The sequence below is a fragment of the Aquibacillus albus genome, assembly GCF_016908325.1.
Taxonomy (GTDB): domain Bacteria; phylum Bacillota; class Bacilli; order Bacillales; family Amphibacillaceae; genus Aquibacillus_A; species Aquibacillus_A albus.
The window spans coordinates 348,972-370,526 of the sequence record NZ_JAFBDR010000001.1; the positions used below are offsets into that span (position 1 = coordinate 348,972).

Annotated in this window: 33 protein-coding genes, 4 pseudogenes and 2 other annotated features; of the genes and pseudogenes, 1 reads left to right on the plus strand and 36 read right to left on the minus strand. The window is 33.3% G+C overall.

The window, feature by feature from the left end; translation table 11 throughout:
* Positions 1-11 precede the first annotated feature (11 nt).
* Entirely contained in the window at positions 12-1,082 is a 1,071-nt protein-coding gene (gene xerS / locus JOC48_RS01915; RefSeq protein ID WP_204497351.1) for a tyrosine recombinase XerS, read from the plus strand.
* A 228-nt stretch (positions 1,083-1,310) separates the two neighbouring features.
* On the opposite strand, the gene JOC48_RS01920 is transcribed toward xerS, so the two are convergent.
* The 36 genes and pseudogenes from JOC48_RS01920 to JOC48_RS02110 form a co-directional block, all read right to left on the minus strand.
* Positions 1,311-1,700 (minus strand): tautomerase family protein, encoded by a 390-nt coding sequence (locus tag JOC48_RS01920; RefSeq protein WP_204497352.1) that lies wholly within the window; start codon positions 1,698-1,700, stop codon positions 1,311-1,313.
* Between the two features lie 6 nt (positions 1,701-1,706).
* Positions 1,707-2,144, minus strand: coding sequence for a hypothetical protein (locus JOC48_RS01925; protein WP_204497353.1), 438 nt, complete (start codon positions 2,142-2,144; stop codon positions 1,707-1,709).
* Between the two features lie 53 nt (positions 2,145-2,197).
* Positions 2,198-2,450, minus strand: a binding site (T-box leader).
* A gap of 167 nt (positions 2,451-2,617) precedes the next feature.
* On the minus strand, positions 2,618-3,454 hold the full coding sequence (locus tag JOC48_RS01930; protein ID WP_204497354.1) for a hypothetical protein: 837 nt from the start codon (positions 3,452-3,454) through the stop codon (positions 2,618-2,620).
* 67 nt (positions 3,455-3,521) lie between these two features.
* Positions 3,522-3,717, minus strand: a pseudogene (locus JOC48_RS01935) (GNAT family N-acetyltransferase); the annotation flags it as partial.
* 31 nt (positions 3,718-3,748) lie between these two features.
* On the minus strand, positions 3,749-4,144 hold the full coding sequence (locus tag JOC48_RS01940; protein WP_204497355.1) for a hypothetical protein: 396 nt from the start codon (positions 4,142-4,144) through the stop codon (positions 3,749-3,751).
* Positions 4,145-4,149: 5 nt separating this feature from the next.
* Positions 4,150-4,984, minus strand: a pseudogene (locus JOC48_RS21170) (ISL3 family transposase); the annotation flags it as partial.
* Between the two features lie 158 nt (positions 4,985-5,142).
* Positions 5,143-5,424: pseudogene (locus JOC48_RS21175) on the minus strand (HepT-like ribonuclease domain-containing protein).
* 48 nt (positions 5,425-5,472) lie between these two features.
* A complete protein-coding gene (locus tag JOC48_RS01970) occupies positions 5,473-5,760 on the minus strand; it encodes a nucleotidyltransferase domain-containing protein (RefSeq protein WP_204497360.1) in 288 nt (95 codons plus the stop codon).
* Between the two features lie 136 nt (positions 5,761-5,896).
* The gene (locus tag JOC48_RS01975) at positions 5,897-6,181 is read right to left on the minus strand and encodes a hypothetical protein (RefSeq protein ID WP_204497361.1); all 285 of its coding nucleotides are present in this window, start codon (positions 6,179-6,181) and stop codon (positions 5,897-5,899) included.
* A 105-nt stretch (positions 6,182-6,286) separates the two neighbouring features.
* A complete protein-coding gene (locus JOC48_RS01980; RefSeq protein ID WP_204497362.1) occupies positions 6,287-6,832 on the minus strand; it encodes a hypothetical protein in 546 nt (181 codons plus the stop codon).
* Between the two features lie 200 nt (positions 6,833-7,032).
* A complete protein-coding gene (locus JOC48_RS01985) occupies positions 7,033-7,533 on the minus strand; it encodes an AAA family ATPase (protein WP_204497363.1) in 501 nt (166 codons plus the stop codon).
* A 110-nt stretch (positions 7,534-7,643) separates the two neighbouring features.
* Positions 7,644-7,889, minus strand: a complete 246-nt coding sequence (locus tag JOC48_RS01990; protein ID WP_239584111.1) for a hypothetical protein — start codon at positions 7,887-7,889, stop codon at positions 7,644-7,646.
* Positions 7,890-8,444: 555 nt separating this feature from the next.
* A pseudogene (locus JOC48_RS21180) lies at positions 8,445-8,699 on the minus strand (CPCC family cysteine-rich protein); the annotation flags it as partial.
* 91 nt (positions 8,700-8,790) lie between these two features.
* Complete coding sequence (locus JOC48_RS02000; protein ID WP_204497365.1) at positions 8,791-9,111, minus strand: hypothetical protein; 321 nt, start codon at positions 9,109-9,111, stop codon at positions 8,791-8,793.
* A 104-nt stretch (positions 9,112-9,215) separates the two neighbouring features.
* Entirely contained in the window at positions 9,216-9,641 is a 426-nt protein-coding gene (locus JOC48_RS02005; RefSeq protein WP_204497366.1) for a hypothetical protein, read from the minus strand.
* Positions 9,642-9,768: 127 nt separating this feature from the next.
* Complete coding sequence (locus JOC48_RS02010; RefSeq protein ID WP_204497367.1) at positions 9,769-10,302, minus strand: hypothetical protein; 534 nt, start codon at positions 10,300-10,302, stop codon at positions 9,769-9,771.
* Positions 10,303-10,803: 501 nt separating this feature from the next.
* Entirely contained in the window at positions 10,804-11,004 is a 201-nt protein-coding gene (locus JOC48_RS02015) for a hypothetical protein (protein WP_204497368.1), read from the minus strand.
* A gap of 127 nt (positions 11,005-11,131) precedes the next feature.
* Positions 11,132-11,566, minus strand: a complete 435-nt coding sequence (locus JOC48_RS02020) for a hypothetical protein (RefSeq protein WP_204497369.1) — start codon at positions 11,564-11,566, stop codon at positions 11,132-11,134.
* Between the two features lie 151 nt (positions 11,567-11,717).
* Positions 11,718-12,005 (minus strand): TIGR04104 family putative zinc finger protein, encoded by a 288-nt coding sequence (locus JOC48_RS02025; RefSeq protein ID WP_204497370.1) that lies wholly within the window; start codon positions 12,003-12,005, stop codon positions 11,718-11,720.
* A gap of 124 nt (positions 12,006-12,129) precedes the next feature.
* Positions 12,130-12,519, minus strand: a complete 390-nt coding sequence (locus tag JOC48_RS02030; protein ID WP_204497371.1) for a YhfM domain-containing protein — start codon at positions 12,517-12,519, stop codon at positions 12,130-12,132.
* A gap of 104 nt (positions 12,520-12,623) precedes the next feature.
* Entirely contained in the window at positions 12,624-12,986 is a 363-nt protein-coding gene (locus tag JOC48_RS02035; protein WP_204497372.1) for a hypothetical protein, read from the minus strand.
* A gap of 276 nt (positions 12,987-13,262) precedes the next feature.
* A complete protein-coding gene (locus JOC48_RS02040) occupies positions 13,263-13,652 on the minus strand; it encodes a tautomerase family protein (protein WP_204497373.1) in 390 nt (129 codons plus the stop codon).
* Positions 13,653-13,736: 84 nt separating this feature from the next.
* On the minus strand, positions 13,737-14,495 hold the full coding sequence (locus JOC48_RS02045) for a class I SAM-dependent methyltransferase (RefSeq protein ID WP_204497374.1): 759 nt from the start codon (positions 14,493-14,495) through the stop codon (positions 13,737-13,739).
* A 5-nt stretch (positions 14,496-14,500) separates the two neighbouring features.
* Positions 14,501-15,205, minus strand: coding sequence for an SAM-dependent methyltransferase (locus JOC48_RS02050; RefSeq protein ID WP_204497375.1), 705 nt, complete (start codon positions 15,203-15,205; stop codon positions 14,501-14,503).
* A gap of 53 nt (positions 15,206-15,258) precedes the next feature.
* Positions 15,259-15,510: a binding site (T-box leader), on the minus strand.
* 98 nt (positions 15,511-15,608) lie between these two features.
* Positions 15,609-16,067: a GNAT family N-acetyltransferase gene (locus JOC48_RS02055; protein ID WP_204497376.1), complete on the minus strand. Its 459-nt coding sequence runs from the start codon at positions 16,065-16,067 to the stop codon at positions 15,609-15,611.
* 108 nt (positions 16,068-16,175) lie between these two features.
* Positions 16,176-16,505, minus strand: coding sequence for a hypothetical protein (locus JOC48_RS02060; protein ID WP_204497377.1), 330 nt, complete (start codon positions 16,503-16,505; stop codon positions 16,176-16,178).
* A gap of 68 nt (positions 16,506-16,573) precedes the next feature.
* Positions 16,574-16,948 carry a hypothetical protein gene (locus JOC48_RS02065; protein ID WP_204497378.1) on the minus strand — a complete coding sequence of 125 codons (375 nt, stop codon included), beginning with the start codon at positions 16,946-16,948 and terminating at the stop codon, positions 16,574-16,576.
* A gap of 55 nt (positions 16,949-17,003) precedes the next feature.
* The gene (locus JOC48_RS02070) at positions 17,004-17,435 is read right to left on the minus strand and encodes a WapI family immunity protein (RefSeq protein ID WP_204497379.1); all 432 of its coding nucleotides are present in this window, start codon (positions 17,433-17,435) and stop codon (positions 17,004-17,006) included.
* Between the two features lie 37 nt (positions 17,436-17,472).
* Positions 17,473-17,628: a hypothetical protein gene (locus tag JOC48_RS02075; protein WP_204497380.1), complete on the minus strand. Its 156-nt coding sequence runs from the start codon at positions 17,626-17,628 to the stop codon at positions 17,473-17,475.
* A gap of 597 nt (positions 17,629-18,225) precedes the next feature.
* Positions 18,226-18,468 (minus strand): hypothetical protein, encoded by a 243-nt coding sequence (locus JOC48_RS02080; protein WP_204497381.1) that lies wholly within the window; start codon positions 18,466-18,468, stop codon positions 18,226-18,228.
* A 70-nt stretch (positions 18,469-18,538) separates the two neighbouring features.
* Positions 18,539-18,928 carry a hypothetical protein gene (locus JOC48_RS02085; RefSeq protein ID WP_204497382.1) on the minus strand — a complete coding sequence of 130 codons (390 nt, stop codon included), beginning with the start codon at positions 18,926-18,928 and terminating at the stop codon, positions 18,539-18,541.
* 100 nt (positions 18,929-19,028) lie between these two features.
* Complete coding sequence (locus JOC48_RS02090) at positions 19,029-19,181, minus strand: hypothetical protein (RefSeq protein WP_204497383.1); 153 nt, start codon at positions 19,179-19,181, stop codon at positions 19,029-19,031.
* A 361-nt stretch (positions 19,182-19,542) separates the two neighbouring features.
* Positions 19,543-20,223 (minus strand): HAD-IA family hydrolase, encoded by a 681-nt coding sequence (locus JOC48_RS02095; RefSeq protein ID WP_204497384.1) that lies wholly within the window; start codon positions 20,221-20,223, stop codon positions 19,543-19,545.
* Positions 20,224-20,372: 149 nt separating this feature from the next.
* Complete coding sequence (locus JOC48_RS02100; protein WP_204497385.1) at positions 20,373-20,528, minus strand: hypothetical protein; 156 nt, start codon at positions 20,526-20,528, stop codon at positions 20,373-20,375.
* A gap of 393 nt (positions 20,529-20,921) precedes the next feature.
* A complete protein-coding gene (locus JOC48_RS02105; RefSeq protein ID WP_204497386.1) occupies positions 20,922-21,236 on the minus strand; it encodes a hypothetical protein in 315 nt (104 codons plus the stop codon).
* A gap of 14 nt (positions 21,237-21,250) precedes the next feature.
* The coding region (locus JOC48_RS02110; RefSeq protein ID WP_204497387.1) for an ATP-binding protein at positions 21,251-21,555 on the minus strand (305 nt) is incomplete at its 5' end.

Consider the following 21,555-nt stretch of genomic DNA (forward strand, 5'->3'; position numbering starts at 1 on the left):
GGTGATTCAAAATGAATAAAGATAAGAAGCAGCGTTATTATGAACGAGTTGAGGAAAAAGTAAAAGAGCTTCCATGGTATGTTGGTGAATACATAGATAAAAGACGCAGAAAACTTTCCGCAGCATCATTATTAAACTATTGTCATGATTATATCATTTTCTTTGACTGGTTATTAGCTGAAGGATATTTCGAAGGTTCACGTAAAGAAGTTCCGTTAGATGCTCTCGAAAAGCTAACAGTTCAACAAATTGAAGATTTCTTATCCTTTTTAGAGTTTAAACTAGAGAATTCACCATTAACTATTAATAGAAAATTATCCGCGTTAAAATCTTTATTTCATTACCTGCAAAATATTGCGGAAACTGCAGAGCTAGATCCTTACATAACAAGAAACGTAGTAGCAAAAATAGAATTGAACGATGTGAAGGAAGATCAAGAAACAATTGCCAATCGATTAGAAGGAAAAATGCTACGAGGAGATGAATATGAACAATTTAGGCAATTTGTGGCTCATGACTATGGTTTAATCAACAAAGATAACAAAAAACTAGCCAATTTTCATAAAAAAAACAGAGAAAGAGATACTGCTATTATATCTTTAATCTTAGGCTCCGGATTGAGGTTATCTGAAATAACCGGTCTTGATTTGGATGATATTGACTGGAAAAAGAACATGGTTCGAGTAGTCAGAAAAGGCAATAAAGAACAGTATGTATATATTAGCGACCAAGCAACGATTGATTTAAAAGAATATGTAGCAGTTCGTGAAGAAAGGTATGGAATTAATAAAAGCACCAAGTCGTTATTTATTGCAGCAACTATGGGGCCAAAAGGAACTACCAGAAGATTAACTGAACGATCTGTCGAAAAGTTAGTGGAAAAGTATGCGAAAGCATTTGGAAAACCATCTCTGTCAGTACATAAATTAAGACACTCCTTTGCAACAAGATATCACCTAGAAAACAATAATGTCCCTAAGTTAAGGAGACAATTGGGACATTCATCTATACAAACGACTATGATTTACACGCATCTTACCAATGACGAAATGCGTGATGCGGTTAACAAAATGGATAAATAATAAACGGTTGTATTTAAATTTAATTTTAAAAAATCTCAATATCTTAAGAATACTTAACTTTTGAGATATCGAGATTATTTTTTGTAATACTTCCTATAATATATATTATGTAAACTAGAGAAAAATCCTAACGTACCAATAAGTATCGCGCTCAACTTCTGATAATTTTCATTATTAGGAACTTCGCCTCTCCAAGTTAACGATAATATTTGTCTGATTTCTATTTACTTATATATTAACTTTATAATTCAGTGCTAATTCATCCGCAGGTAATCCCCTTATTCCCCAGTTATGTTTTGGTGTTTCAAAAATTGTAATTTCTACATCCTGCGGAGATATATTTAATTCACTATTTATACGTTCGAACAGTAGTTTAATTAATTGTTTTTTAGATTCTGCCGTTCTACCTTCAAACATGCTAATTTCAATGATGGTATATGCATCAGTTCTACCACTTGCAAAATAGAAATCTTCTTTGTTCATAGGGAAAAAGCGATGAAACTTCTTATCCGCAGGAAATTCAAGGATTTCCACCATACAAGAATGAATAAGTCCCGATAGCATTTCCTTAACTGGATTTAACCTCTCCTTAACGCCATAAATTTTTATTTGTCCCATTCTTTCTCACCCTTCTTTGTTATCCTTTTTAATTTTAAGCATTGAATTAGCATTGGTTTGAAATTCATATGACACTTTAACTTCATCGACTATGCAACCTTTATCGGCAAGGTGACTTTTTATTCTATTTAAATGCACATATTTCTTCCCCTCTAAATCAACTAATGGAAATATACGATTCAGTGCATGCTCTATATCCTGAAGACCTTTATTCCTTAAATCCTCACCTGAATGGTAATAAGCAATATCACAAGCTGTTACATCTAAACCTAAACTATTTCCAACTGCTGAAAAAGAACAAGCTCCTGAAGGACAATCTAGTATTTTCTTCCCCTCCAAATCTTCTTTAGAAAGTAAAAACATATCCAAATACTCTTCAAAAGTCCTCCCGATAAAAATAATTCTTTCTAAATCTAACTTTGTACTTTGCTCAAATCTACTCACTAAACTCACCTCTCAGAAATTTTATAAATTTAAAAAGGGTTTCCCATCCTAAAAATAAGGACGGAAAACCCGTGGTGCCACCTTCATTCGCTTATAATAAATATAAACGCGCTCTCATGTACAGAATGAGCTATATTCTCATCGATACACTGTCTCTTTTATCGGTGAGACTTTCCGCCGAAGCCTACTATTTTTTCAGCTTGGTTGCTCAGAAGCCCATTCAACAAAAGTCCCACACTGATTTTCACCAACCATCAGCTCTCTAAAGTGTTCTTTCTGTTTACTTCTCTTCATCACTGCAATTTGTTAATTATATCCAACTGATTATATTAACTGAATTTTACAATAATTCAAATTACTAGTCAATACCATGTCATCATATCATACCATACCAATCACATAATAGCTTATTATTCATTCTCCAACTCTTGCACGTTAGTGAATAAGAACAAGTCCGAACCGGGAGTGTTAAATTATATCACCATGTTTACAATTTTATTTAACCAATCAGCGTTCTCATCAATCTCCAATTTATTGCAAAGCGATCTATGAACTATTTTAAATTCATGCACAATACTTTTCATTACATTTATAATTTCTACTGTACTTCTTCCACATTCCCAACTTTTAAGAAGGGACTGTTGCCAGCTTTCTAACTGACTTCTTTCGCCTTCATATTTAGCCCAATCACCGAATGTATTTGGTTGAACTCCCGCATCCATATACCATGCAGTTGACATTGATAAACGTAAGTTATCTATACAACTTAATGCATAATAATACTCTTTTCTCATAACTCTTCTATACGCTTCGTGTAAATATGCAAAAAATTTAGATCTCCACAACTCAAATTCTTCCAGTAACGGTTCATAAGTTAGGAGCATTGATTCTTCTAATATTTCAGCCATCTTTCCATCTGTATCTTTTATAATCTTTATATTTTTTAACCAAACAGATGGTCGAATATCGTCTGGCTCATAATAAAAGGTATCTACTTTAACAAAACAATCATAGTGAACAACAGTATAAATTGATACAGGATTTACATCTTCATAATAAAGAACATTTCCCCAATTTCCGGGACGTGTTTTTTTGTTTGAAATATATTCCTTTATTTTTTCAGGAAAAACAACTACTCTAAGATCAATATCAGAATAATCATCCGTATTTTCATTTCCAATTGATCCACCGTAAAAGAAAGCTAGAACATTATTATCATATAAAAAATCTTTCTCGATTGAATCTAATAATTTTTTACGGTATTTTGGTAATTCTAGGTCTCTTTCTTTGTGTTTACTTACAAATCCCACACATTCAAAACCACTCTCCCTGTACATTGATATTTAGATACTATTCAATGAAAATTTGATTTATCCTTTTTACCGCTTCAGAAGCATACCCTTTATTTTGATAGTTTGTTTTGATTAAAAACCCATCCAATCTCATACGTATGCTCACCAAAATACTTATGAAAAACAATGTGCCCAATAAGAATATTTCCATCTATTTTTACAACGGGAAATTTCTCTGCGTTATTACCTGTGTTTTTATTTACAAACTTTTTTGTATCCTCTTAAACAATCGCTCCCTTTAATTGAAGAAACCTATTTGATCCTTATGGTTAATATCATAAATATAAAAAATATGGAGCTACCGACAGAACCGTAGATTCCGAATGCAAAAAATGAAAAGGTAATTGGTCCACCACTTAACAGTGAAACAATTGTAATAGTAAGAACACCTACAATAAATCCTGCAATTAAGTAAAATATCAATTTTATAATTTCTTTTTCAACATTTTTGTCAATAAAAATTGAAATAGGTATTCCACCTACTAAATATGCTAACCCTGTTATTAGTAACAAGATTGGTATAGGTGCTCCAAATGAATCATACCAAGAATCCGGATTTCTTTCGGAGACAGGTGTAAACATCATATAAGCCAAAATCAGACTAAATATTACTGTCGATAAAAGTGAAACAATCAATCTTCTTAACATTGCTATTATGCACCAACCACCTTTCTAATTTTATGTTTTAAACGTTGGAAGTTTTTGATCCCAAAAGAGTCTCGTTTTAAAACTTTAATTGTATTGTTTATGCCCTCTATATAACCATTTGTTAAATGGATACATAAAACGACTGTAAGATCTCTTGTTTCCAACGTAAAAATGTTTTTCTCACGCGGCGAAATGCTTCGATGTTTGATGCTTGCATCCACTTCATACAAGCTTCCAATCCTTTTTTCGCTGTCTTCGCATTACTCGCTTTAAACCATTCATCTAATTTGTTCTTTAGTTCATATGCTTCTTTTAAACGTGGATGAATCTGTAAAGTTTTTCTACTTTTTCTTGTCCTAGTCCTGACAGTTTATAAATGAATACGAGTTTCTTTATCCACGTTTCGTTGGACTTCTCGACGAACTTCATCCAGTGCCCAATAGACCTGGCGCATGAAGTGGAATCGGTCGGCAATGATTAATGGGTCTCCGAGAACTCTACGCACTGCCAGCTTAAATGACTTGGATAAATCCATCACGACCATTTCACCTTTACTCGTATCGCATGAACGCAAGTATTTTTCAATCGTTTCTATTTTTCGATCAGGCAGGATATCAATAATCACTTTATTTTCCACGTCCACCACATTCGTTTGAAACCTTTCTTCTCCTGCATCTCCTTTGAACTCATTAATGGTGATTGCCCGCGGAAGAACCTTTCTTGTTTGGACGTTGTGCTGATCAAATAATCGTAATAGGCGGTTCGTTGTCATCCCTACAATCGAGCTGCAGTGGTAAAAGAATGTAAGGCCGTGTATGTTAATGCCGTTGTTTTCAATGCCACTTATATCAGCCCTAGCTGACCGCATTTTCTTGTTCCACTCTCGCTCTTCGTTACTTTAAGCGTATTCATTCACATATGTCATTTTCAATGTAGTATTATTTTCTTCAAAAATTAAAACGCTTGGATTACTTTTATTACCCAAGCGTTTTAGTTTCCTACGATTTTTCTAACAAATCATTAATTTTTTCTTTTAATGGTGGTATTTCTTTTTCTACAACGTTCCAAACTATCCCATTATCTACACCAAAGTAATCGTGAATTAACACGTCCCTAAGTCCAGCCATTTCTCGCCAAGGTACATGCAAGTGTTGTTCTCTATATTCTTTTTATATTCGCTTTGTAGCTTCTCCAATAATCTCAAGATTACGAATGACTGCATCCTGGATTAATTTTGAGCTAAAAAAATCATCTTCTCCATTTGGAAGATAAAGATTCAATATTAGTTATACACTCCATAATATGCCTCAAATAGAGCTTGTCATTTTTCATAGTTGAATGGCTCCATTTAAAACTTCTTCCTTCATACTCCAATGAATCGAGTTTTCAGTCACAACATCAACTCTAGTATTTATTATGTCTTCAACTTCTTGTTTAAAGCGAATCAAATCAAACAAACTTCTTCCTTCCTCGAAATCCACTAGTAAATCTAGGTCACTTGAAGGTCCATCTTCTAATCTTGAAACCGAACCAAAAACACGTACATTATGAATACCGTGTTGACCTGCTAATTTTAATATTATGTCACGCTTTTCTTGAAGAACATCATTAATCACAACACATCCCTCACATTCTTCAATACTTTAAATCCATTATATCATTTTCTTATATCATTTTCTGAAATCTGTTTATATAAAACCTGAAAAAATAACAACCACTTGTTAAAGGATTGCACCCGTTTAGCGAAACAAGCTATTTCAGTTTTATGCCCTGTTTTTGTGCATAATCGTTAATTTCTTTTATTAGATTTTGTTTATAAATAGACGTACTATATGGAATATCTCTTTGGTTTTCTCCACGATGTGTGTATTCAGGAAAGATAATAAAGTTATCTCTGTCCATTTTCTTAATAATAAACTCATTACCTTCAAATTCGCCATTTCTTATATGAACGTTATAAATAAAATTCATTATTTCATCATATAAATCTTGATACATTATTTCTGAACGTAAAAACTTTTCTAGCACGTTAATCACATTAGTCACTCCTTATTGCACTTTAGCTACCCTTTAGTTGAAGTGAAAAACTTCACAAAGTATTCCATTAAGGAAGCTTGGAAAAAATCCAAGTTTAATAACTTCTTATTTCCAAGCGGACATATATTTCTTTTGATATTTACTATCTTCTTCGTACTCAATCAAATCCATTGCTATTTCCTTAATTTGCTCATCTTTTACTTCATCATATAATTTTTTTAAACCCACAATCATATCGTATCGAATCAAGGTGTAATTTTTTTCGTCCATTCCATTTTTAAACCTATCTATAATATGATCGAGAAGCATTTCTCTTTGTTCCTGTCCTGCTAATCCTACTTTCCAAATTGATTGTATAGTATGGCGAGCAGTTACAAATTTTGAATCTTTTGTTACTTCCCATAACGCTGGGAAATCATGAAGCATCCGTTTTTCAGGGTCACTGATTGCTAAAGCAGAAAGAAACTGTCCTGCTCTGGCTCTACGGTGATTATCGCGATCAGTAAGCCAACCTATCAATTGATCCCATACTTCATAAGACCAGTCTACTTTTTCTTTGGTTGCATGAATTATATTTTGAAATGCTTCATATTGTAAATTTTTGTCTTTCCCTTCAAGATTTGCAAAATAAGACTTAATTGTATTATCCATTGTAACACCTCTAACATGATTTATTATATCAATTTTATCCCATTTATGGTTTATTTCAAACTTTACTAACCTGCTTCAATAGTGAAATAAGCGTTTCTGCTTGTTCCAGAAACGCACCCGTTAGCGCAGTTGATGGGACTATTCGTATCCAGGTGCACCGGTGTATTGGGCTGTCCGTGAGCGATCGTAAGTTACTGTCGTTAGCGTTTATTTTCTCCGCTTTGACGGACGATCTCGTTAACGACGTGCTCGATCGGTGCGGTGGCGTCGATTATAATTCCGTTTTTCGGAATGTCTTCTTTCGTTTGGTGCAAACGCGCAATGAGTTCCCATTCCGTTTTCTTTCCGCCAAACTCATTTTTCGGTCGCTCGTAAAGCCGCCGATTCAATGTGTCAAGGTCGACCTCGAGGACAAACACGCCGTCAAATAGATCTATGAATTTCGAAAAGTTCCTAGAACCACCGCAGAAAAATGTTACCGCCTCATCCTGGTTTGCGACCAAAGCTTTTACTTTATCTACATGCCAAATGTGGTTCTCGTGCGTGGCGCTATCCGTCCCTGTACCAGTTTCCGGATCGCCTTGATAAGCCAATTCACGGTCACCATGAATGGCATGGTAGCCGCGCCGCTGCAATTCATTGCAGACCGAAGTTTTACCGGTGCCGGAAACGCCTTCAATCAGATAATTCCTAATACCCATGGCTAGACCCTCCATTTCTGTTGCTAAACTGCCCTAATATAAAAGAACGATCAGTTGAAACTGATCGTAAATGCTTCTTCAAATTTCGCCACCCGTTTGTTGAATAATAATTATTTCTTCTTCACTAAATCAATAAGGTAATAAACTTGTGCAATTAGATATGATAGAAGAAAAACAATCGCTGTACCAACAGATAAAATTGTTGTTTCTAAATGGTTGCCACCATCAAAAAATCCATTGCCCAGAAAAAAGATAATAAAGCTAATAGCTAATGTACCAAAAAAAGATTTTAATATACTTCCCCATTTAGATGCCTCCTCTTTAAAAACTATTAAATTAACTTGCTGGTTTAGCACAATAACCTTCTACCCTTGTTGTACTAAAGCACCCGATAAAGGTATAAAGCAACTATTCAAAAATTTAATTCCGCATACTTTGTACACATAAGAATTATCAATCCAATAAAACCAAAGGTTATAGAAATCAAAACTAAACCACACATAATAAAAAAAGAAATATTTATCACACGACTAGCAATACCTTTATTCTCCTTCAAAATGCACCACCTACTCAAACCTTAATGGATAGTTTGTTCGATTACTGCGCCCCATAGCGAAATATCGTTATTGAAGTAACGCACCCCTTATGTTGAAGATCTAATCGTCTGTTTCTTCAATACTAATATTTAATTTATCTAGCATATTATTAATTACTTGCATTGCTTCTTCCCTTTGCTTATAGTCTGAAGTACAAAACCTAATCATTTCTAAATCATTTTCTGCTTGCTTTACAACATCCGAAATTTCATTGGGCACAGCAATCCAAGATAGGGTTCTTCCTAATTCAGCAATATTATACACACCTTCTTTAAACTTCCTACAAGCCAACTTCAACTCATACAAAGAATCATTAATTGGCTTCCAATCTGGATCTCTTTTATCATTTCCGTTTGGCTTCCTAACATTTTTTTGAAACTCCTTTTCACAAGCACCATATTTCAAATAATTCTTTTGTGCTTCTATTAATGGTATTTGATTTGCACCCGCCTCATAAACATCCTCTTTCTGAAAGGGATCATCTTCCCAGAAGCAAATGGGACATATATCATAATGACCATCACTATCCATTGTTTTATAGCCACAACATGGGCAAGTAAGTTTTTTCATAAATGCACCTCATATAATCCTTCTGAATTAAGCCTCACATATAAATACTTGTTAAAGCATTGCACCCTTTAGTTCAACAAGGAAAATATTTTCACTTGAGTTTAATCTCCATTGAGCCACTTTCTAAATCCAAAACTTTATATTTGTTTTCTACATCGTAGCCTATTCTTTTTAGTTGTTTAATTAAGGTTTTTTTACTCCAGTCTTTTGGTTTGGTATCTATATAAAACCAAGTAGCACCTGAGAGCAACCACTCATCCCTATATGTTGCAAAAGAATAACCTTGGTCATCATCGTCAAAACCAGATTCAAAGCCACAACAATCACATATTTCAAATGTCGGGTCTCCAAAGGAATTATATTGAGCTTTATTTAAGTTTCCGTATCCACAGATTACACAATTATAAGTCATTAAAAATTTCTCCTAATAATGTAAACTTTTAAAATAGCTTCACTCCGTAAATGAAAGTCAGAAGTGGGTGCCCCTTATTTTAAGAATCGCCCCCGTTAATGCAATTAACAATTGTTTTTTTCAACGATTATTGTTGGTGGGTTATCATTTATCACTTCTAATATTTCATCTTCAGTGACAAATACATAATGCTCCAATTTACTGGCTATGTTTTTATATATATTATGGTGTTGTTCATTGAACCACTCTATATAATCGGAGTTCTTCATTTTAAATAACGACCATACATAGCTTGGGAATTTTTTATTTCTTAACTTCCCAAATTTATCGTCGAACCTTAACATCATCTGTTCATTTGTACTTCGAAACGACATCACGAAATTAAACTTGAACCTGATAAGCGTGCCATCATTGTTGCTTAAGAAAATATTGAAGCCATTTTCATTCCACTCATATTTTTCTAAATCCAGTAATTTTGATGGTATTTCATTATTTGGTTTCCACATAACCAATTCATTTTTTTCGGTCATAATTACCACCTTTAATATTTTCTTAACTAATATTATAACTTTATGGCTTCTTTAACTAAACTGCTTCGTTTCTAAAGAAAAAGCATTCCCCGTTATTGCGGTAATGCACCCGTTAATTAAATAAGGTCTAATCTATTTCCGATTCTATTTCAATCAATTTCGACCATTTATTGTCATCTTCTTTGTGTAAATAAACTAAGTACATATCATCAAATCCATCAAAATTTTTATCTTTTTCAAAGTACATTCTAAGTTGATATCTCCCTTTATCTTCAGGGGTATAGAAACCAATAAGAGAAGAAAATTGAAAGTCATCTGTCACATCAATAATATTGTTTTTTCTTAATTCGTTATGTACCATTTCTTCATCAGACAAACTTGTTCCTACACTGCCAGGTAAATAATAGGCTTCTTTGGCTTCGTTACTATCAAAGGACATATAACCTATACCCTCCATATAGGGATATATCATGTTTTCTCCAAATTCTTTATCAATGACTATTTCTAACATATAATCTTTATAACTTAATCTTTCATTTTCATTTATATTTAATTTTGCCTCTATTGTTACATCTTCTGGATTTATTTTTGGAGTTTGTTCTTTAGTACATCCTATTATGAAAGTTACAATAATTAGAAATAATACCATTGCTTGTTTCACACAATACCTCCTTTATACTTCTCACCATATTATATAGCGATTATACAACTCTTCTGCCTCTATAGTGGAATAGCGACCGCTGCTTGTTCAGCAATCGCACCCTTTAGTCATCCATGCAGCGCAAAAAATCAGCGCTGCACCACAGCGAATGAAAATGTATTATACTGTTTATACTGGATCTAAGGCTGGCGAGGAAGGTCTATACACTATGGTGCCTAGAGCCCATCCTTTAGTCTGACTCCAACGACCACGGTGCATCACTGACTGTCGCGCCCTATATGGGTAGCACTCATGGGAGATTAATCCTTTTCTGGTTGTTGCACCAGCCAAGTCTTTTATAACACTGGGAAGGAACGATTACAGTATTGTAGTTTTTCTTCAACTTATATAAGAATATGAAGGCTCAGCCTTTTTTAAAAAAGATTTTTTCTGAGTCTATTTTGTTATGTTCTTTTTTAGATCTTCATCGTTTTGAATTTTCATGGGAGTGCAATTACAGCTTTACGCTTTTCTATTTATAATGTGTTTAGATTTTTCACTACTTCTCTCATCCTCCTTCTGTTTTTTTAACTCACTAATTTCTTTTTTTAATTCCTTTATCGACTTTGACTCATCTATACCTCTTGTAACTGCTGTTTTAATAATTAGATAGAACACGAATAAATAAATTAGGCTTATAAGTATCCAAAGTTCATATTCCATTTTAAGTCCCCCTTGAACGTTCGTTCATACCCATATTTTATCATTTCTTGTTCCGCACTCCTGTAAATCTTAAAGAAAATGCACTACCGTTGTTGCGGTAATGCAACCGTTTGTTTAATAAGAAAAGCTAGTATTTCTCTTCCAATTTGTTATCGAAAAACGAATTTAATTCTGGATAATCAATTACATACATTCTTTGTCCTGTTTCATTTGTTATTGTATTATAAATGTCCTCACCGTCATATTGAATTCTAATTATCGTACCTGTTTTCATTTCAATCATGACTCCTGCCTTTAGGTCGGGAGGTACTTGTTCAACCTCAGTAATTCTGTCTTCTGGAGTTTCATTATACAGCTTTAGTAAATGGTTAATCTCTTCTTTTGACAATTCAACATTTACATTATCGTTAAAATTACCTTTTAACACCCACATACTCATTTTTATTTGCTCAATATCATTGGATTTCAAATCTTCTTGAACTTTTGAAATACTCTCACTGTTTGAACATCCAATTAAAGAAAATACAATTATTAAACCTAAACCAATCAAAAAATTCTTCATAAAACCAACTCTCCCCTTACCTTAATTGTACATTATATTGCAGTCACCTTGTTGAATTATCCTGCTTCTTTAACACAATAGGAGCTGCAGCATCGACAACTCCTTATTACACTCTTGCCCCCGATAGTGAAATAAAATGATGTTATTTTAATCATTGTTTTTTAACCTTATATTTTGCAAAATAAGGAAATAGAAGTATTGAGATAATCACTATTGTTAGAATTGATAAAAGTCCAACTAAAAGAGAAATGTTACTTAAAACAACTGCAAACGCTAATAATGGAAACAAAATGCCAAATAAACTTCGAGTTTTATTAGTAACAACATGCGTTGTTCCACACTTTTTACATACAAGGGGTTTATAAGTCCAACGAATAGCCTTTTGTATTTCTTTCCATGTAAATTGGTAACCGCAAGATTTACACTTTTGTATAGCCAAAAAATCCCCCTTTCTTAAGGCAACCTTAACATGAATTATTCCATAGTTATCTTTGAAAAATTCACCAAATCATATTCAACATAACTGCCCTTTACTTTAAGTGCAATTATTCACAAAATAATAATTAATCCAATAATAATTCCTTTAAATTTTTCGTTGAGTTTTCTGGTATTCCATAATAAATACCTTTTCCTATTTCAGTAACTGCTCCTCTTATGGAACTTTCACTTATCCAAAGTTGAAAGTCTCTTTTTCCACCATCATCATATTCAATCATTGCTATAAAATTAGGAGGTCCCATGTCAACTTGACCTTTGTACTCTTCAGCAGATTCAATAGCACGAACAAACTTAGTAATATCTGTTGAACTTCCAATTGTCTTATATGCTTCTTCTCCAACTTTTTCAAAGTCTTCTGATTCATATAACTTGATAACATCGATGTTGGAGGAACTTAACTCAAATTTAGAAGAACAACCAGACAAAATAATTAATGACAGGATTATTAAATTCACTCTTACTAAGATAATTATCTCCCCCTTTTAGTACCTGACTTATAATACAGAAATAAGTTTCACTTATGATGCTAAACTGCTGGTTTAGCTGAAGAAACTAAAGCTTAATTTATGTCTTTAATAAGTAATCCTACACCCTCGTTATCTGCACTAGCTTCTGGATAAAAAATCAATTGAAATTTTTTGCCTTCTTTTTCATAAATACCAGAAACGGGGACATCATCTGATGTAACCTCACCTGTCCATCCCAAAGAGGAAAGTTTATTCGTATGCCAATCCATTGCTTCTTTGTAGTTCAAGTCAGGAATATAGTAGCATTCGTCATTAGGTTCTAACGCTACTTCTGGACCTGTGGAAGAAGATTTTTGTGCTTTAGAATATAAGAACTCATATTGTTGCTTAGAAGATATCATCCAACCAACTACGGATATCGCTATTATTAAAAATAAAAACAGAAGCTTTTTCATCCAATCCCCCCTCGATAATTAGACGGTTAATATTTTATATAATTTTCGATAATTTCTTGTTGAAGTAAACTGCCAATTATTTACACAAGTTCTTCCGTTACATTAATTTTAACATAATATTCCATTTAAACCTTTTAAATTCAAAAGAAAAAGACCGCCATGATTGACGATCATCTTATTAAACTCTTGCATCCCGTTAACGTAATAAGTATTGAACTTTTATTAGCTGGTTTACTTGAATAAGCGAATGGCGATCAATAATTGACCGCCTTTTACTCATACATTAACTTTATAATTCAGTGCTAATTCATCCCCAGGTAATCCCTTTATTCCCCAGTTATGTTTTGGAGTTTCAAAAATTGTAATCTCAACATCCTGTGGGGATATACTCAATTCACTATTTATACGTGCGAATAATAACTTTAGTAATTGCTTTTTAGCTTCAACAGTTCGACCTTCAAACATACTAACCTCGATTACAGTATATGTTTCAGTTCTCCCAATCGCAAAATAAAAATCTTCTTTATCCATAGGGAAAAAGCGAAGAAATTTCTTATCAACAGGAAATTCAAGCGCTTCTACCATACATGAATGAATAACATTCGATAGTGTGTCCTTAATTGGATTTAACCTGTCCTTAATCCCGTAAATTTTAATTTGTCCCATTCTCATCTCACCTTTCCCATATTTAATCGATCACTAATGAGTCAGATTAAATAAACAACTGATGGTTATCTTGACATGACCCATTTACTTTTCACAGATAATAGAGAACATGCGGTGAGGTATTTTTAATATTCCATCAGAGACGTAATTTCTTAAGAAAATATTTAACTCTGCATCAAAAGCCAGTACCTCTTCTCGCGATAAACTCCCGCCAATTTCCGACCTAGTTCTCATACGACCTCTCCACTCCTCATGAGTGAAGGTAATTACAGTATCAAAACTAAAGGTTTCTATATTGTTAAATCCTACTTTATAAAGTTCTTCTATCCAATGAGGATAAATACCGTAGTTATTTAATTGATTAATTTCGGGATTAAATTTACAGACAAGTTTCTGTGTTTCTGAAACGATATTATTTTCCATTAATAGCTGGTCAAATTGACCGATAATAAATCTTCCGCCTTCTTTCAGAACACGGAACACTTCACTAATAGCCTTCTCAGAAGACAGGACGTTCCAACAATGAACTGCTGTAACAATATCAAAATAATCATTATTAAAAGGAAGGTTAGTAACATCTCCAAGAATATAATCAATATTTAAGAATTGGCTATTTTTTTTAGCTTCATTTATAAGTTCTGGTGAATTATCTATCCCAGTAACTAAACATCCTCTGTTCACTAGATCTCTAGCTACTAAACCATTAGAAGTAGCGATGTCTAGCACTTTTTGATTTTGAAAGTAAATATTGTAATCATCTTCTAATTTTTTATAAAATTTACGTGGATATCCAGAACGGTACTTACTGAAGTCTTCAGCTACATTGCCAAATAGGTTTTCCATTAATTTTACTCCTTTTTTATAATTAACATCGAATTTGCATTTTTTTGAAATTCATAAGGCACTTTAGTTTCTTCAACGGTACATCCTTTTTTTGCAAGATACCCTTTTATTTTATCTAAATACTCATACCGCTGTCCTTCTAAATCAACTAAAGGAAAGATGCGAATTTCCTCTTTAGTGACCCTTAATAATTCATTAATTGTTTTTAGATGAAACTCGTAATCTAAACGATCCGCATACATAAATAGAAAATGTGCAGAAAGAAGAACATCAAAAGCCTCATCCACAAACGGTAAAGAAGGTAAAGTAACTGGAACGTATCGATCACTCGATTTCACCATGTGATTTGCACAGTCCTTTAAGGCACGTAAACGATGCTCCCGAAGTCCTTCAATATCTTCAAAATAATCCCATTTATAATTGCTCTTCGCTTTTATCATATGATTCATAGCATGTTCTATATCTTGAAGACCTTTTCTTCTTAAATCCTCACCTGAATGGTAATAAGCAATATCACAAGCTGTTACATCTAAACCTAAACTATTTCCAACTGCTGTAAAAGAACAAGCCCCTGAAGGACAATCTAGTATTTTCTTCCCCTCCAAATCTTCTTTAGAAAGTAAAAACATATCCAAATACTCTTCAAAAGTCCTCCCGATAAAAATAATTCTTTCTAAATCTAACTTTGTACTTTGCTCAACTCTACTCACTAAACTCACCTCTCAGAAATTTTATAAATTAAAAAAGGGTTTTCCATCCTAAAAATAAGGACGGAAAACCCGTGGTGCCACCTTCATTCGCTTATAATAAATATAAACGCGCTCTCATGTACAGAATGAGCTATATACTCATCGATACACTGTCTCTTTTATCGGTGAGACTTTCCGCCGAAGCCTACTATTTTTCAGCTTGGTTGCTCAGAAGCCCATTCAACAAAAGTCCCACACTGATTTTCACCAACCATCAGCTCTCTAAAGTGTTCTTTCTGTTTACTTCTCTTCATCACTGCAATTTGTTAATTATATCCAATTGACTGAATGTTATAACAGTTTAAAATATTAGTCAATACCAAAATATCTTTTTTCACTATTTTTTATTCAACATTTGCTCCAGTTAGTTCAATAAATCTTGAGATAATCGAACCATATCCTTGCATTGTATACCGTTTTCGAAAATCTCTTCTGGATAGTGCCTAGTGAAAAAATCAATATCAACACCAACAATTCTAAAACCACATTTTTGGTAAAGGGCTAATTGTCCAATGCTTGAATTTCCAGTTCCGACTTCTATGGTTCTGTATCCTTTTGACTTAGCCATTTCAATTGCATTTATTACTAGTTGTTTCCCCAAGCCTTTACCGTGCTGGGTTTCTATTACTGCAACATTCACCAATTCCACTGTTTCAGGTCTTGTCGGCAGTAGTACATAAACCCCAATAATTTGAGCATCACTTTCGACTACAAAGCATTTTCCTCTTTGTAAATATTCTTCAATGATTGCTCTAGAAGGGTCAGCTAATAGCAACAAATCCATTGGAGGCTCTTCATCTATATTTAGTTTGCGAATAACCATAATACTCTCCCCTAAATAACTTTATTTTTTTCATTTTACCATTTCTTTTTGAACAAAAAGGTGCTTGATCCTTCTTGAAGATAAGCACCCTTTAATGCAACAAGAACGTTAGCTATTTTCGGAGACACTTAATAACTCTAACTTCAATAATTCAATTAGGTAGCCTCCGTCTTTAATAGACAATACACTATTTTTCTGTTCAGGCTGCCAGCCTTCAGCAATAAAATAGTTTATCAATGCATTACACACACTTGGTTTATGAAGGTTAACTGACCAATTTTCCTTCCAGTCAAAATAAACTTCAAAGTAGGTTGATTTATATTTAGAAGAGTAAACTCTAATTTTAACCTTATCTTTTGAAGGGTCTTCGTTAACAACATACAAAAATGATTTGTCTTCTATTTGTAGCTTTCTAAGTTCCTTCTTGTTTACTTTCATCCCTACTACACCTTCCCGTATAACAGTCGAGCCATTGTTCCAGATATGCACCCGTTAGCACAACAAGCTTATATGAAATAATTAGTTCCCTTTATTGACATCACTTCAATATCAGAACAGTAAAAATGAAGAGTATCTCCTTCAAAGTCAATAACTTCATACCTTTTATTTTCCCAACCTCTATCTTCAATGTCCTGAATTTTTATTGATATTTGATGATATGGACCACCACTTTCAAAACGGATATTTTCTGGATTATGAAAGTGGAAATTTGAAAGAAACTTATTACCGTCTTCATCTTCAATAACAAATTCAATTTCAAGTAAGGATTTGTTTTCTTCAAATTCTTTGTAATAAGAAACAGAGAAGGCAGTTATAAGCTTAATGTTTATTAGAGAAAAATCTTGAACTTCATTTGTAATTAGTTCGACGTTTTTTATCATTTTCATCACCTTATTTTATTTCTTTGTTCAGCATTCGCTCTCGTTTGTTGAATAACTACGGTTTACCTATTACTGGATAAACATAAGTTATATCCTCTAATTCTTTAATCAAGGCATCTAAATATGATTGATTTGATACAAATTCGAAGGTTAATACTGCACCACTTCCTGCTGGATAACAAGTCTCTCCAGACCATTCTATATGACCTAACTTATCCATTTCACCTTCAAAATGTATAAAGCTATCTAGATTTTTCAAAATAGCCTTTCCTGATAAATTTCTACTCATTAACTTCAAGTCATTTACAAAATCCCTAATGTCATCTGTTCTTAAACTTGCGTTAAAATTAACATTATAGCCAGGTATTTCAACTTTCACATTTGAAACAACCCAGTTTCCATCCCAATAATCAGAACTGTTCGGATATTCACGACCTTTGACATCAATTTCTACTTTAGTTTTCTCTCCTAACAGATGGAACTTCATCTTACCACCTCTAACTTTCAACCTTTTAACTTATCCCTTATTCCACATAACTGCCATTTAACACAATAGAAGCTGCCTGATCGACAACTCCCTGTTCAACTTTTGTTAACAATAGGTAAGCATTTGAAGTTATCTCCAGCTTTTCCCCTGCTCCACACGAAATGTGACAGTTTCCCGTCATTTCGCGCTCCATCTAACGGTATGTACTTAGACTATAAGTTCCTCGTTACCCTTATACTCGAAGATGTCTATAAAGCTTCGTGTTTAGAGCTCGCACTGCGAAAAATCTCGCATTCCTACCCGGTCGGTGCGATGAACGCTTGGAAAATAATCATTCCATTCGCTAGACTTGGGACTGTTCCTCCACTTCCATTACAGAAGGTTCTTCGGTCGTACCCCTACCCTCACAAGGATGAATGCTTTTCGACTCTCGTCTTATAGCGAACGTTTCGAGTGACAGCTCTTGATTCAACGTTCCTTGCTTTCCAAGTACCTTACAACGTAGCTATCCATTCTAGATGTAGGTGCTTCCTGTAAGCCTGTGAGCTTGATACCGCCTTTGTTCGGTATAGTCTAGCTTTCCTTCTGCCGAATCTACCTGTGCTCCACACCCATGACCTGGCAACCATGACGCATGCAGGAGTATTGATGGGATTGTTTCAGGAAACATGGTTCCTTCATTCCAATCCTCCGTTGTAAAGTGGAAATTTATCTGGTAAACTTCCTGCCTTTCGCGCTAGATGCACTTATAGCAGAACTTGTCGCGCGCACCCGTTTGTTGAAGATTAAATCATTTCCAGTTTCTAATTTCCCTTTCAATAAATTTAATTACACTATGAGAACCTATAAAATCAACAATTTTATTTCCATTATCAGTCTTCTTTATGTTACACACTGCCACTTTATTTTCATTTATATAAACTGAATACAAAGTGAATATATCATCAATAGAGTATAAATAACCTCTATAAATGTCATCTTTTTCGTCAGCGATATTCTCTATCTCTTCAAGGGTTACTTCTGGAATAGGCATAAACATTCCCCCTTAAAATTTTAGACATTTTAATTCTTGAATTAAAGCTCCAGTTTGTTGAACAACCTTGTTATTTTATTTCAACATCTTCTTCATTAAAATTGTTTATTTTTGATTCTAAAACCTCTCCACTTCTAGTGTCGATATATACTACTGCATAACCATCGTTAGAAAAGTTGATTGTTACTGCATATTTATCATCATTTATTATTTCAGTTGTTAATTGGTTATCATAGATTCTGTTCTCCATGTAAGGAGATACTGTATCTTTTCCTATTTTAGCGGCTTCTTCTTGCGAGACTTGAGGCATTGCCATTAGTTTATACCCACTAAAAATAACCACAACCCCAATAAGAACATAAAATAATATTTTGTTAAATATTTGTTTTCTCAATACGATTACAAATAAAGAGGCGATAACAACTAAAATTAAGATAGCTATCCAACCCAGCACTTGCACTCTTACACCCCATTCCCCAATTTCAACTAATTACTTTCCTTTACTTCAACAAATAAAGTGAACAAGCTTTTTAAGCATTCGCCACCCGTTTGTTAGTAAGTTATGATATCATTACACTAACTAAAGAGTACATTATGAGCGTAAACGTAATTGTAATCCAAGCTGTATTTCCAGCGATATTTTCATCACCATCTTTTATTTTCAATGCTAGACCTACACTATTTAAAACTAAAACAATACATAATATAGGCATTAGATATACCGCAACCCATTGCAATATGCCAATCATTTTTATTCTCCCTTTTTATGTGTTCCTTTTCAACATTTCTGCCATTAATTACAATATCTTTAAATTAATATTAACATAATATTCCATTTAACTTTTTTAAATTCAAAAAAAGGACCGCCACGATTGACGATCATCTTGTTCAGCACTTGCCCCCTTTAGCGAAACAAGTTATTTCTTACGACGATACTTCTTCCAATAAACAATTAAAACACAAATAATAAATATGATAGGAAATCCAATGACCCACACCCACATAGCATAATGATAAATAACTATATCAACCCCAAAATCTAACACCCCCAGTTAAACATAAGCACCTTTTACTTTATAAAGAATTATCAAACAACAATGTCAACTCATCAAGACTATGTATTACTTTTACATTTGCATGTGTTGTGTTATTTTTTCGATTTAACCATATTCCAATCATCCCTGCATTTTTACTTCCTATTGCGTCAGTTTCAAGTCTATCACCTATATAATAACTCTTATGTACTTGAACATTTGCTTGAACACATGCTTTTTGAAAGATAGTCGGATTCGGATTAGACACTCCTATTTCACTTGAAGTAATAATACAATCAAAATAATTATGTATCCCTGTACTTTTTAATTTTTCTAACTGTTGATTATAATCACCGTTACTAATAATTCCAAGGTGAAGTCCTTGTTGGTTTAATCGTTTTAAGCAAGGAATTACGTCTTTATAAGCAGACCAATTTCTTTTATATAAATGCAAATAATTTTCGAATTTGCTGTCTGCTTGTTCGTTGTTTAAATGATGTCCAAACAAATCTTTTATTCGCATTCTTCTTTGTTCCTGGAAGGATAATTCTTTTGTTAAGAACTTTTCAAAATATTTTTTTGATAAGTTATACCATAAGTCAATAAATTCAGCTTCAGTAAGTTCTAACTCGTTCCCCAAATTCTTATAAAAATCAATTGTTTCCATTTTTTCTGCTCGATCATGGTCAAGTAAGGTTCCATCTATGTCGAAAAATATCACTATACTACTCTCCCTCTGCTCCCATTTATGTAAATCATTTCTTAATTAATTCTTCGCTTGTTACCTATCCTGACCGTACTTCAATAAGTAGAAGAGCAATCCCTGTTGTTCAAGGATTGCGCCCGTTAGTGAAATTTCACATCGACAATTCAATAAATAATATTAGGAAAGAGAATAGTTAAAAATAATCCAAAAAACATAAATACTACATATTTTTTCTTGTTTGTTCCTTCTCTTAATTCCCAAAGACTAGTTGTTACTAAATATAAACCAACTAATATAGATATTGTTTGCACTATCTCCATAAAATTCATAGTATCCTCCCCTTTTAAAACTGTTCACAATAATTTCCTATATTTTCATTACTAAACTATCCTTAACAAATTTGGCGCTGCGGCACTGACAACTCCTTATTGAATATTCGCATCCCGATAGTTTAATAAGTGATAAGTTTCTATTAGCTGGCTTAGAACAAAATCCTCTTTTTATTTATGGTATCGTTGTTAGTGTTTATTACTATTATCAGGAGGTGAATTATTGCTTGAAAAGCTACCAATAACACCAATGATTATTCCTTTACACATAATTATAAATGTCAATTAGAAAATGTACATTTTTGATCACTTTAGAATGTACATATTTGTTCACAAGCGAGTTGTATTTTCCCCCAACCGTAAGGTTTGGCTGGGGGAGATATCTTATAAAAACGGAATATTAGCTGGTCCATCTGCTAGGCGATCTTTTTCTTCTTTTAACTCTGAATTCTCTCGTTTCAACTCACTTATTTCCTCTAATAATCTTGATATTTTCGTTGTATCATCTATCCCTTCTTCATATGCTGTACCTTTCCATCTGCACCAATCATTAAATGCATAAAGATCACTTTCATTTACTTGATAATGGATTTCCCTGATAGGTGAAGCGTTTAGCCATTCTTCAACTAATGTCTCATCACATTTGACTCCGTATGAACGAAAGAACTTTATAGTTTTTTGTAGTACCAAATTGGTCATATTTAATTTTCTCCTTATTTACTATTTTCCTTATTAAAATGATCTTTAAGACGGTATGAATCTCCAATGATGTTTACTACCGTGGCATGATGAAGAACACGATCTAAAATGGCATTGGCTATTTTGGTATCCTGGAATATGTCTCCCCATGTTTTAAAGCTAGCGTTCGTTGTTAGAATGGTACTTTTCTGTTCATACCTTAAATCGATTAATTGAAAAAACAGCTTCGCATCTTCTGCATCAATAGGTAAATAGCCAATTTCATCGATAATAAGTAGCTTATATTTCGCATAATGTTTCAGTCGATTTTCCAGCCGGT